Below are 12,461 nucleotides of genomic sequence, written 5' to 3' on the forward strand. Positions count from 1 at the left end.
ATCTATTTAAGTTGTAGCGTTGTTGACTGCGTTCATTCGCACTAGTCACATACTTATGTATGCTCCTAGCGACTCATTTACTTGTCGCCTAGCTACACCTCGAATTATTTAGAGTATCTATTTGCGTCTATTTAAGTTATAGCGTTGCTGGCTTTGTTTAGCGATATCACTATTTAAATTAAGCAGACAGTGCTCTTAATAATGCAAAAGCTTCTTTTACTTGTTCTTCCGTTACCACAAAGGCACGTAATACGTCATTCTCATCAAAGCCTTTAGCGATAACACCAGATTGTGTTGTATTAATATTCCACGTTAAGTCATTACGTGCGGTTTCACCGGCAAGATGTAGGGGCATTAACGGTGTTTTCACACGAATAATCATTGGTGGTAAATTCAGTGGAGTATTATTTTCACCTACGAGTGATTTGGCTAAATGCATCGCACTTAATTGTATTGGCTGTAAAAAAGGTAATAAGTTACCGTTGATTTGTGCACAATCCCCTAAGGCATAAATATCACTATTACTGCTTTGCAGATATTCATTTACCATAATTCCACGATCGGTATGTAAACCCGCAAGGTGAGCTAATTCCATATTGGGTACGAGTCCTGTAGCAGCAATAACGCAATCAACCGTTAATTGATGATGTTGATTAAATGTCGCTAAAATACCGTTATCGGTTTGTGTTAATGACTGTAATGGTGATTTCAGCATTAAGCGTACACCTATTTCAGTAAGGCTTGATTGCAAACGACCACTGAGATCGGAGGGGATCAAAGAAGATAATAATTGCCCTGAAATATCTGCAAGGATCACTTCTTTGCCTGCTTGACTAAAGTCCATCGCTAATTCAGTGCCAATTAATCCAGCCCCTAAAATTAATATACGTTTAGCTTGGCGAATTTGTGTTTCATAAGCTCGGTACTCTTGTTGACTATTAAGTGTAAACATTAGTTCATGGCCTGAAATAGCAGGACAATAAGTTTTGGCTCCAGTGGCTAATACCAATTTATCGTAATGCCATTGTTCATCTTTGGCACTTTGAATGCGTTTTTCATCCGTATTAATATCAACAATTTGTGTATAAGGATAAATGGCTAGTTGATATTGTTGTGCAAACTCTTGGGCTGTTTGTTTTGTTAGATCATCCGCATTTTGAGCCTGACTAATAACATGGCTTAAATCCGGCTTGTTATATTCATCAATACTGTCTGATGCAATTAAAGTAATGGGAATATCTGCATTAAATTTGCGAATATTTTTAACTAATTGGCGCGCAGCGAAGCCCGCACCAATAATGACAATCCCACTACTGAGGAGATCTGTGCTCATTTTGCCTCCTTTGCAAGTACATCAAAGACATCCTTTCCTAATGAGCATTCAGGGCATAAGAAGCTATCAGGAACTTCACTCCATGGTGTATTAGGTTGAACGTTTTGCATTGGTTCACCTACTGCCGGATCGTAAATCCATTGGCACACACTGCATTGCATACGTGGGCCTAAGTCGATTGCTTCAACACTAGTGGTAATTTCAGGTTGTGATGAGGTTGTACAACAAGGTTGAGTTGCTGGAAGTGGCGCTAAAGCCCATTGGCGTGCAAGTTCACGGCCATATTCACGACAAATTTCTTGTGCTTGCATATCTGGGCGCCATTTGGTTTTTAGTGCTAGTGCGGTTTCAAATCCGGCATCCATTAAGCGAGTTTGAATGCGGTCAACTGCACCACCATTCCAACCATAACTCCCGAAAGCAGCCGCTTTTTTATTACGAAAACGTAAGCCTGTCATTTCTTCAAGCATGGCGGCAATTTTTGGCATCATGACATTATTCATCGTTGATGAACCAACAAGCACGCCTTTAGAACGAAACGCACTGGTGATAATGTCATTTTTATCACTTTTGGCGACGTTATAGCTTTTGACAAATACATTGGGGTCAATTTCATTGATACCTTGTGCAATGGCATCTGCCATCATACGGGTATTGTTAGACATGGTGTCATAGAAAATAGTGATACGATCTTCTTGATAGTCTGCCGCCCATTTTAGATATAATTCAACAATTTGTGTTGGATTATCACGCCATACCACACCGTGAGAAGTGGCAATCATATCGACAGGTAAATTAAAGCCTAAGATTTCATTAATTTTCGGTGTTACAAGGCGGCTAAATGGCGTCAAGATATTAGCGTAATAACGTTGGCATTGTTCAAATAATTCGTTTTGATCAACTTCATCGTTAAACAACCGTTCATCACAATAGTGCTGACCAAAGGCATCATTACTAAATAAAATCGCATCACCACTCAAATAGGTCATCATACTGTCAGGCCAATGTAGCATTGGCGTTTCAACAAAAATTAGTTGCTTGCCATTGCCAATATCTAGGCTATCGCCTGTTTTAACGATATTAAAATTCCATTCAGGGTGATGATGATGCCCATTGATTGAATCAATGGCGTTTGCTGTGCAATAAATCGGGGTATTAGGAATAAAAGACATCAACTCAGTGAGTGCACCTGCGTGATCTTCTTCTGCATGATTAATAATAATGTAATCAATCTCTTCCAGATTAATTTGTGTTCGTAAATTTTGTACAAATTCACGACTGAATTTATGGTCAACGGTATCAATAAGCACATTTTTTTCTTCACGTATTAGGTAGCTGTTATAGCTACTACCTAATAATGTTTTGTATTCAGTGCCATGAAAATCACGAACTTCCCAGTCACGTTGTCCAACCCAATTAACATTATTTTTAACATGAATAGCCATTTTGTGTTGTTCCTTCTCATTAATCTTTTTATCGGGATATGTATTGATATAATCAAGAAGTGTGCCAGTTTTTATCTTATTGTTTTAAAACAGTTTTTATTTTTATGGCTATTTATATATTGTCAATATGACTATCTTTATCATGTCAAAATGACCATAATAGCGGTCATAATGACTATGAGGTGTTTTTATGGGTTTTTCTGTTGATGTGTTGGCTAAAATTGCCATTGAATTACAAAAAGATGTTGGTCACCAAGATAGATTTCAGCGACTGGTGACCACACTTCGGCAAGTGCTAAATTGCGATGCCGCGGCATTGCTTCGTTATGAGCCTCATCAGTTTATCCCATTAGCCATAGATGGCCTTGTGCCTGATGTATTAGGGCGTCGTTTTTTACTAGAAGGGCATCCTCGTCTCGAAACTATAGCGCGAGCAGGGGATGTGGTGCGTTTTCCCGCGGACAGTGATTTACCCGATCCTTATGATGGCCTTATTCCAGATAGAGAGCATTTAAAAGTGCATGCTTGTGTGGGGTTACCGTTATTTGCAGGGCAAGATTTAATTGGTACGTTAACACTTGATGGAATGGACCCTCATCAGTTCGATACTTTTAGTGATGAAGAATTACGTTTAATTGCAGCATTAACTTCTGGTGCATTAAATAATGCGTTATTGATTGAGCAACTCGAAAATCAAAATATGTTATTTACGCCAACCAATACGTTTAAGCCCACAGTAAAAACAGAAATTATTGGTTTATCGCCTTCGATGATGCAACTGAAAAAAGAGATAGAAATTGTTGCACCCGCAGATATGAATATTTTGGTGAGTGGCGAAACGGGAACGGGTAAAGAGCTGGTGGTCAAAGCCATTCATGAAATGTCTAATCGTGCAGATAATCCGTTAGTCTATTTAAATTGTGCAGCACTTCCTGAGAGTGTGGCAGAAAGTGAATTATTTGGGCATGTGAAAGGGGCTTTTACCGGCGCAATTAGCCATCGTAGTGGTAAATTTGAAATGGCGGATAATGGAACGTTATTCCTTGATGAAATTGGGGAGTTATCATTATCACTCCAAGCAAAATTACTGCGTGTTTTACAATATGGCGATATTCAACGTATTGGTGACGATCGTAATTTGCGCGTTAATGTCCGTGTATTAGCGGCAACGAATCGTGATTTATGGGAAGAAGTATTAGCGGGCAATTTCCGTGCCGATCTTTTCCATCGGTTAAGCATTTTTCCTTTACATGTTCCGCCATTACGAGAAAGAGATGAAGATATTTTGCTATTAGTAGGTTATTTCTGCGAGCAATATCGTCAGCGTTTTAACCTCACGCAAGTGATTATTAGTCCTGAATTACGCCTTTATTTATTACACTATTCTTGGCCAGGTAATGTGCGTGAATTAGAACATACCATTCATCGAGCAATTGTGTTGGCAAGAGCTGGAAATAAAACCGATAGCCTTATTTTACAAGTTAGCCATTTTGCTTTAGGGGCTGAAAATCCAGTTCACTCAGCCTCTCAAACATTACCTTCTGAAGAAAAGAATTTAAAAGAAGCAACGGATGAATTTCAGCGGGATTTAATTAAACAAGCATTACTACGTAATAACCAAAATTGGGCGGCAACTGCACGAGAATTATCGCTTGATCCGGCTAACTTACGTCGTTTGACAAAACGCTTAGGGCTAAAATCATAATAATTTTAAAAAGGAATGACCTAAACGAAAAAAGGTAATCTGGGTGCGTGGTCCAAATTACCTTAAATAATTATGTTAGGATGATAAGTTGTTAATAAATTTCTATTTTCTGAATGCGTTCACCGTGATGGTTACCAGTTCTGTTAACGTGCTATAAAATTGGCTATACCCACTCATTTTTAATTTATTTAAATAGTGAGGTAGCCATGTAGTCAAATGAAGGGAAAGTAATTCATTAACTGCGTCTTCTCTTTTTTCTGATGCCAATACCGCCGCTTGAAATAACATCAAACCGATATGATCAACAGGCTCTGGAAAAGGCGTATTTACTTTTAAACGTTCCCGTTTTAAAAACTCACTCAATGCAAGGGTAGAATCCCCTTGTAATAAACCTTCAGGATCTAAATAGACCGACCCCCAAGGAGGGGCTGGTAAAGCATTAGGGCCAACAAAAAGATTTTGCCATTGAGTTTTTAATTGTTCTGTATCGATAGAAGCAGAATTCATTAAACGTTCACATAGACGGCTTTCAATTTTACAAGGCCACTGCGCTGCAAAATCCCCAGTTTTAAAAAAGTTGAGTGCAGTTTTATTGGTGTCATCATCAGGTGGGAATAAATAACAAATTCCCAATAAATTAAATGCAGCCGCATAATAAGAGAGTCTGCTCATAATTTTTGATACTTCCTTAAAACAAACCCCAATCAATGAGGTTTGTTTTTTTTATTATTTAAACGACTTGCTCAATGACTACTAGTGAATTGAGTAGAAAACATAGCGCAACATAAAGTCAGCGATAATTGCGATCACACAGCCAAGTACAAAAATAGACTCAGTTGATTTACCTTGATTTTTAGGGGCTAGGAATTTCACTAAACTATAGCCACAAGCTAATACTGCAAAGGTGGCTAAGATCCAACAGGTAGTACGTAACGAACCAATGGAGTAATACACTTGAATAGGTGATAACGGAAATGTCACCGATTTTTGGCTATAGAGTGTGCTAGTTAAATATTGCTCATAAAAAGGTTGATACAGTAATCGACCGATTAAGCTAAATGCCATTATTCCCCATAATTGCCATTTCCAACGCATGGGGAAAGAGTCTTGTGGTATTTCAATACCTAACTTACTGCCTATGCGTTGTAATACTTTGATCAGCAAAAAGAAAATAGTGGCACCAAGCGTTAGCATCGCGCCGAAGAACATCACGTAAGTATTAGGGTCCATCCATGTCAAAATGGAGGTATGGCGATAAATCGATGCCATGCAATAAATATCAAATAGCCCAATCAGAATACTGGTACTTAATAACAGCATTGAGAGTTTGCGAGTGCGCCAGAGCCATAAAAAGGTTAATCCTAAGCAACCGACAAAAATAGCAGTGACGGCTACTTCACGACTTAGCCAAGCAGAAAAAACATTTCTAATGGCATTAGGGGCATTTAATGGCACACCTAAGTGAGTAATTGAAGCGATAGAGCCTAAACCAGCTAACCCACAAATCACAAATAAGGCTAACAGCATAAAGCGATAGTAGCTTTCTGCATTGAGATAATGAGAAAGGCGACGAGCAAAAAGCCCTGTTGTTAGTGCAAGACCAATAGTCGCATTCATCATAAATGTGAAGATTAACAATGACCATTCATTCATTTTCTTTCTCCCTTATTATTAATTCCATCATTATTGGCACCCTGATGTGGGTTAATAACAAGGTTTGGATGCGTTATTTCAGGGGAAGGTAAACCCGTGACATAATCTAAATCACCATAACGTTCACGCAGTTCATCAATAGGACCAAATTGGATTGCACCTAAAGGACAAGTTGCAACACAAACCGGTTGTTCACCTTTTTGCTGTAAATCGATACAAAAGTCGCATTTCGACATCTGTTTGGTTTCTGGATTCATTTGTGGTGCGCCATAAGGGCAAGACCACGCACAAGCACCGCAACCGACACATTTGTCAGTATCTACCATGACAATGCCATCGCCTTCACGCTTATGCATTGCTGTTGTTGGGCAGTTTTTAACACAAATAGGGTCGTCACAGTGGTTACAAGAGATAGACAACGTGTAAGCAAAGACATTATTGACTAGCGCGCCTTTAGGATTGCGAGTATAACCGCCACCAGTGATTTCATAGACACGACGAAATTTGCGTCCAACATCAAGATTGTTTTTATCTTTACACGCAACCTGACACGCCTTACAACCTGAACAGCGAGCGCTGTCGATATAAAACCCTAGCTGTTTGTTGCTCACAGCGGGATAAACGATAAATTTACTCATGCTTTTGCTACCTCGACCAATAATGTTTGGTGAGCATTGCCGTGTGCCATTGCGGTGCTACGGGATGATGTTAATACGTTGGCACATCCACCTTGATCTATGCCTTTTGCATCAGGTTGCCACCAAGCACCCGCTTGCAAGGCAACGACACCAGGCATAATTCGTTGTGTTAATTTGACGGGAACCATCGTTACCCCACGATCGTTATACACTTTGACTTTTTCGCCCTCTTTAATATTTCTATCTTGGGCATCTAATGGGTTAATCCAGAGTTCTTGGCGCTGTACTTCTTGTAACCAAGGGTTGGCAAATTGTGTTGAGTTTGCGCGGTTACGCCCTTTCCATGTGATAAGTTGTAGCGGAAATTTATTCGTTAACGTATCTTCAGGGCCTTCAATGGCAGGCACATAATGAGAGAGTGCAGGAATATCGACATTATTCATGTCATATAAACGCTTAGAGAAAATCTCAATTTTGCCCGATGGCGTTGGGAATGGATTATTCTCGATATCTTGGATATTTTTCTCAAATGCCACATTTTGAGTATGTGGACGATGTTTTAAGAGATGACGACGTTTAACTAATAGTTCTTTAAAGGTTGGAATGCCGTCTTCAGGACGCTTAACACTTGCGTCATTGACTAAATATTCAATCCAATCGCGATCAGTCTCTTTGCCTTCGCTAAATTGTTCACCCACCCCTAATTTATCGGCAACTTCACGTAACCAATCATAGTCAGTACGACGTTCAAATTCAGGCTCGATGACTTTTTCAGAAAGAATAATGTAGTCGCCATAACTCCATGTACCACCGATATTCCAGCGTTCTAAGAAACTGGTTTCAGGTAGTAAAATATCGGCATATTTTGCACTTGGGGTTAGATACAGATCACTACAAACGATAAATTCTACTTTCGATTCATCTTCAAGTACTTTTGCAGCATGAAGAATATCGGTATTTTGGTTCGTCATGTAGTTACCCGCCATTGAGAAAATCATCTTGATTTCAGTATCAAGTTTCTCGGCATTCAGTAACCCATTTTGTGGTGTGACTAAATTTTTGTCTTCACACGCTTGCACCCAGTTGGTGATATTAATTTTCGCTTTTACTGGGTTGGTTAATAGGCTTGGCCCTGCGATGGTTTTACGCAATTCAGAGTTTAAAGCCATACCATAGCCAGCAGCCCAACCACCACGAACACCCACATTACCGGTGATAGTGGCAAGTAATGTTGCACCGCGTGCCGTCCGTTCACCACAAATATGGCGCTGAGGCCCCCAACCTTGCATCAATGCTGCTGGTTTTGTGGATGCATATTCGCGAGCTAATTGTTTAATAGTATCTGCTGGCACTTTAGTGATGGTTTCAGCCCATTCTGGGGTTTTCTTAATGCCATCTTTTTTACCCATTAAATAGGCAACTAAAGACTCATTTTCACCCACACCTTCAGGCATTTGGTGTTCGTCAAAGCCGACAGTGTATTTATCGATAAAGGCTTGGTCGTGCAGATTTTCGCTTACGATGACATACATCATCGCATCCATCATGGCATTATCCGTTGTTGGTAATAACGGTATCCATTGATCTGCTAAAGAAGAGGCGGTATCAGAATAACGAGGGTCAACGACAATAAATTTAGTGCCATTTTTCTTCATTTTTTGGAAAAAATGGTTTGAGTGACCAAAAATCGTTTCGTTAGGGTTATGGCCCCATAAAATCACAAGAGGGGTATTTTCTAATGTATCAAGTGTACTACCACTGGCCGCTGTACCGTAAGTATAAGGAGTGACTGCAAGGGTATTTCCATTACTAACAGAGTGATAGTTTTCTAGAAAACCCCCTGTGATATTAAACAGGCGACGTAACATATTCGCACCAGAGAAAATACCGCCAGTAACCCCTGTGCTTAAGCTGACAAAGCGTGATGCAGGACCATATTGCTGGTTAATACGCTGCATATTTTGCGCAATAAGAGTGGTTGCTTCTTCCCAAGTGATTCGTTCAAATTTACCTTCTCCACGTTTACCAACGCGTTTCATTGGGTACTTTAAACGGTCTGGATGATAGACAAATTTTCGATAACCGCGGCCTCGAACGCAGGCACGCATAATAGGCATCTCTTCATCTAGATCAGCATCAGGACGTGTGCTAATACGGGTAACTTTGCCATCTTTTACATGGGCTCGAATATCACATTTACCGCCACAGTCAAAGCTACTGCAAGTTGAAACAACGCGTTCACCATCTTCGGTTGTTATTGATTTTACTGGGATAGCGTTATCTGTTGTCGCAGCAAAAGAGTTTGATGCGAGAAAAGGAAGGGTGACTAATGCTGAGCTCGCTTGAATAAAGTGACGGCGGCTAACATCGTTGAGAATGCTCTTTGTATCACGATCGTGTTCGGACTGATTGCTCATAATGAACTCTACCTTAAACATAATAGGCGGATCCCGATATACCCGATACTTGATATAAAGAATGTGCGTGATTTTTCTAGGCTATGAATAAAGGGAATGTCTGGTATCCGCTGCATTATTATTGAATGCATAGATAATTGCAGAATGCTTGAATTAACATCTGCGAGAGGGATAGTAGTTGATTAATCTTTTGCCAACATTCTAAAACCAGACAATGACATTCGAATTTCAGCCTATTTACTAAGGGTGTTAAAAGCTCGTTTTTTGATTGTTAATAGGGTTTATTAAATAGATATCAAGAAGGTTGAAATTTCACATAAGACACTTTCGTTATTTATTTAAATATATAACGATTTTAATTATATAGCTCATTATTTGCCAGTGTGTAGAGTGCGTGAGAACTGCTATATTAAAAAGGACGAAAATAAAAAGAGAGTGACCCAAACTGTGAGAAATGTACCGTTAAAAAGCGTTGATTCACTTGATCGAGATGTTATTGCGCTGGGTACAGACTATTTGCCCAATACGTTGTTAGAAACACATCAACATCGTCGAGCGCAATTTTTATACCCGGCTACAGGATTAATTGAAGTGAGTACAGAGGATGGTGAGTGGGTTATTCCACCATCTTGTGGTGTGTGGATCCCACCAGAAACTGGGCATGAAACTCGTATGTTAGATGTGAGTACTCGAAGCTTGTATATCGAACCTTCCGCAGCTCCTCGTCATAGCAAACAATGTGAAGTTGTCAGTGTTTCCCCTCTTTTTCGTCAACTATTGCTTGAAGCTGTAGATGTGCCTGCAGAATATGATAAAAAAGGACGAGATGGCCTTTTAATGCAGTTAATCTTATGTGAGTTAGCGAAAGCAAAACCGTTACCGTTTTTTGCGCCTATTCCACAAGATAGTAAATTAGCTAAATTATGTCGTGATTTTATTCGTAACCCGAAAATAGATTCTTTACCACAACAATGGGCAGATAAATTACATAAAAGTGAACGCTCTTTTAGCCGTTTTTTCCGTCAACAAACAGGAATGTCGTTTTCACAATGGCGACAACAAGTTTGCTTATTGAATTCATTAACACAAATCTTATCTGGACGCGGTATTACTGAAATTGCCTTTGACTTGGGTTATAACAGTGCCGGTTCATTCTCGACAATGTTCAAAAAACAGATGGGGCAATCGCCTTCTCATTTTAGTATGGATGCGCTGGATATTGATAGGTTTTAGTTGATATCTATAGCAAATATCTAAAATTTGGTTATCAAATGATCTGTGCTCAGTCTTTTATCTGAGTATTTGACATCTCTCTTATCGGCAAAATTTTAGTAATGTAATGCTGAAAAAAGACGAATAAATCAAGGGGGCCTTGTATAAGGAGGCTTTTTGCATATCAAAAAAAGAGTAAATCGAATAATAGATATCTTCTATTAAAAATACATTTGAAAGATAAGGCGATACATACTTAAACAGAATAAAAAGTTAAAGTTTTTAATTTAATAGTGAATTATAAAATATAAATTGGAATGAATGCGGATAAAAAATGAGTAAATATACTATCACATTTATTTTTCTTAAGTGATTTGTTAATCAAATGTTTCTTTTTTGTTACTTGATTTTAGCGTTTAAAAATAGGTGGGATTTCTCTTTTTTAATTAAACTTGATCAGTGATTTAGTTTTAACTTTTTGAATTGGTTGATTGTTTTTAACTGGTACAATCTCTTAACCTGTTTTTTATCTTTTTTTAAAAAGAAATCACTAAGTATATTTAAATGATAATTTAATATTCTAGGTTTCCATGTATTTATATGGCTGAAAATAGCTCTTCTTATAAAATTTTATTTTTAATCGTATTTTTATACCAAATAAGATTATCTGTTTATGATTGTGTGAGGAGTATATAAATAGATTTTTTTGAAGTGTAAAACATATAAATAAGGTATTAAATTAACAAAAAATATATTTCAGGATTTAAAATTATTTGAAATAGCATTAATTGTGAAAACAAATAATTATATCTATATATATGGCTTGGGTTTTACCTCTAAATTAACATCACCTATCTTTTAAAGACTTTAATTAAATAATATTGCTTATATGATACCGATAAGGTTATTTATATGCCTACTTTCATTTGTTTTTATTAAATTTATAAAAGGATTTCCTTTGTTTTTTAAAGGCAATGTAGGTTAATTTCATATTTAAATATGAAGTTAGGATTACTTAAATATGCATAAAATGTGTGTTTTCATAATCTTATATAAATATAACCAATCCTAAAAATGTAATCCAAAAAAGATTGATTATTAACGGTGAGATTATTTATGAACAATCAGACTGGAAATGAAATAAATATAGAGAAAGGCCAAGTTATAAAAATAAGTCGATCGGAAATAAAAACAATCATTAAAGACGATAATAACCTTATTATTGTTAAAAATAACGGTGAGAAATTAGTTATTAATGATTTTTTTAATACATCTGAAAATTACTTTATTGTAGAAATGGATGGTGTTCAATACAAAGCATCCTTAACACCTAATTCAGATAAATTAGAGCTTATTTTTAATAAATTAGATGATGCAACAGATAGTGAAAATTTATTAGGTTTAACTGGTGGCGAATGGTTTTCTATCGCTATTGGTGCTGCCGTTCTTGGTGCAGGGATCGCAATAGCTTCTTCTTCAAGTAGCAGTAGTGGTGGTTCATCAGATCATGTGACGCCACCACAGCCAACTGAAAAAGAGTTAGCTGAAAAACTGATTGTCGATAAATCATTAGATTTGAAGAAAATCATTGATGCAGCAAAAAGTCTTGTTGATAAAGCTGCAGAAGCAACTGAAAAAGCACAAAAAACAGGTGATGAGAAAGATCTAGATTTAGCGTTAGAAGCTCATAAAGATGCAACAACAGCACTTGCTCTAATTGATAAATTAAAAACTGAATTAAATGAATTAATTGAGCAAGGCGAAAAGCTTAATGTTGATTCAAAAATTATAGATCAAGCCAAAGAGCTATTAACAACGAATACTGACTCTCTCGGTAAAACATTAGATGAGTTAGGTAAGTTATTAGAGAAACTGCAATTAGAGTTAGAGCAGAAAAAGGCGATTGATGACACTGATACGGCGATCGACGATCTGCCGGATGATGCGTCTGACAAAGAAAAAGCCGAAGTTAAAGCGAAATTGGATAATGCGGCTGAGTTGATTGGTCAGCAAATTACTGATGCCTTAACGTTAGCCCAAGCGGCAAAAACTGCGGCG

General features: G+C 37.8%; 9 protein-coding genes. 3 read left to right on the top strand and 6 right to left on the bottom strand.

Annotated elements, in window-relative coordinates; genetic code table 11:
• Positions 1–178 precede the first annotated feature (178 nt).
• Both norW and norV read right to left on the bottom strand, forming a co-directional pair.
• Positions 179–1,333, bottom strand: a complete 1,155-nt coding sequence (gene norW / locus DK866_RS19425) for an NADH:flavorubredoxin reductase NorW (RefSeq protein ID WP_109410210.1) — start codon at positions 1,331–1,333, stop codon at positions 179–181.
• Positions 1,330–2,778, bottom strand: a complete 1,449-nt coding sequence (norV, locus tag DK866_RS19430; protein WP_109410211.1) for an anaerobic nitric oxide reductase flavorubredoxin — start codon at positions 2,776–2,778, stop codon at positions 1,330–1,332. The genes norW and norV overlap by 4 nt, the downstream gene beginning before the upstream one ends.
• Before the next feature lie 190 nt (positions 2,779–2,968).
• On the opposite strand from norV, the gene norR reads away from it, so the two are divergent.
• On the top strand, positions 2,969–4,483 hold the full coding sequence (gene norR / locus DK866_RS19435; protein ID WP_109410212.1) for a nitric oxide reductase transcriptional regulator NorR: 1,515 nt from the start codon (positions 2,969–2,971) through the stop codon (positions 4,481–4,483).
• Positions 4,484–4,585: 102 nt separating this feature from the next.
• Here the strand turns inward: norR and dmsD are convergent, their stop codons facing one another.
• The 4 genes from dmsD to DK866_RS19455 all read right to left on the bottom strand — a co-directional run bounded on the left by dmsD (position 4,586) and on the right by DK866_RS19455 (position 9,191).
• Positions 4,586–5,155 (bottom strand): Tat proofreading chaperone DmsD, encoded by a 570-nt coding sequence (dmsD, locus tag DK866_RS19440; protein ID WP_109410213.1) that lies wholly within the window; start codon positions 5,153–5,155, stop codon positions 4,586–4,588.
• A gap of 81 nt (positions 5,156–5,236) precedes the next feature.
• Positions 5,237–6,136 carry a dimethyl sulfoxide reductase anchor subunit family protein gene (locus DK866_RS19445; RefSeq protein ID WP_109410214.1) on the bottom strand — a complete coding sequence of 300 codons (900 nt, stop codon included), beginning with the start codon at positions 6,134–6,136 and terminating at the stop codon, positions 5,237–5,239.
• Positions 6,133–6,774 carry a DMSO/selenate family reductase complex B subunit gene (locus DK866_RS19450; RefSeq protein WP_075673997.1) on the bottom strand — a complete coding sequence of 214 codons (642 nt, stop codon included), beginning with the start codon at positions 6,772–6,774 and terminating at the stop codon, positions 6,133–6,135. Before DK866_RS19450 ends, DK866_RS19445 begins: the two co-directional genes overlap by 4 nt.
• Positions 6,771–9,191, bottom strand: coding sequence for a DMSO/selenate family reductase complex A subunit (locus DK866_RS19455; RefSeq protein ID WP_109410215.1), 2,421 nt, complete (start codon positions 9,189–9,191; stop codon positions 6,771–6,773). The genes DK866_RS19450 and DK866_RS19455 overlap by 4 nt, the downstream gene beginning before the upstream one ends.
• A 447-nt stretch (positions 9,192–9,638) precedes the next feature.
• Here DK866_RS19455 and DK866_RS19460 point away from each other — a divergent pair, with 447 nt between their 5' ends.
• Together DK866_RS19460 and DK866_RS19465 are read left to right on the top strand one after the other, a co-directional pair.
• Positions 9,639–10,424: an AraC family transcriptional regulator gene (locus DK866_RS19460; RefSeq protein WP_109410216.1), complete on the top strand. Its 786-nt coding sequence runs from the start codon at positions 9,639–9,641 to the stop codon at positions 10,422–10,424.
• Between the two features lie 1,095 nt (positions 10,425–11,519).
• The coding region (locus DK866_RS19465; protein WP_162557038.1) for a BapA/Bap/LapF family prefix-like domain-containing protein at positions 11,520–12,461 on the top strand (942 nt) is incomplete at its 3' end.

The sequence above is a fragment of the Proteus genomosp. 4 str. ATCC 51469 genome (assembly GCF_003144375.1).
In the GTDB taxonomy this organism is placed as follows: Bacteria; Pseudomonadota; Gammaproteobacteria; order Enterobacterales; family Enterobacteriaceae; genus Proteus.

Bases quoted from the DNA above. Each gene is read 5' to 3' on its own strand.
- DK866_RS19450 (WP_075673997.1), bottom strand. From the start codon at position 6,774: ATGAGTAAATTTATCGTTTATCCCGCTGTGAGCAACAAACAGCTAGGG.
- dmsD (WP_109410213.1), bottom strand. From the start codon at position 5,155: ATGAGCAGACTCTCTTATTATGCGGCTGCATTTAATTTATTGGGAATT.
- norV (WP_109410211.1), bottom strand. From the start codon at position 2,778: ATGGCTATTCATGTTAAAAATAATGTTAATTGGGTTGGACAACGTGAC.
- norR (WP_109410212.1), top strand. From the start codon at position 2,969: ATGGGTTTTTCTGTTGATGTGTTGGCTAAAATTGCCATTGAATTACAA.
- norW (WP_109410210.1), bottom strand. From the start codon at position 1,333: ATGAGCACAGATCTCCTCAGTAGTGGGATTGTCATTATTGGTGCGGGC.
- DK866_RS19445 (WP_109410214.1), bottom strand. From the start codon at position 6,136: ATGAATGAATGGTCATTGTTAATCTTCACATTTATGATGAATGCGACT.
- DK866_RS19455 (WP_109410215.1), bottom strand. From the start codon at position 9,191: ATGAGCAATCAGTCCGAACACGATCGTGATACAAAGAGCATTCTCAAC.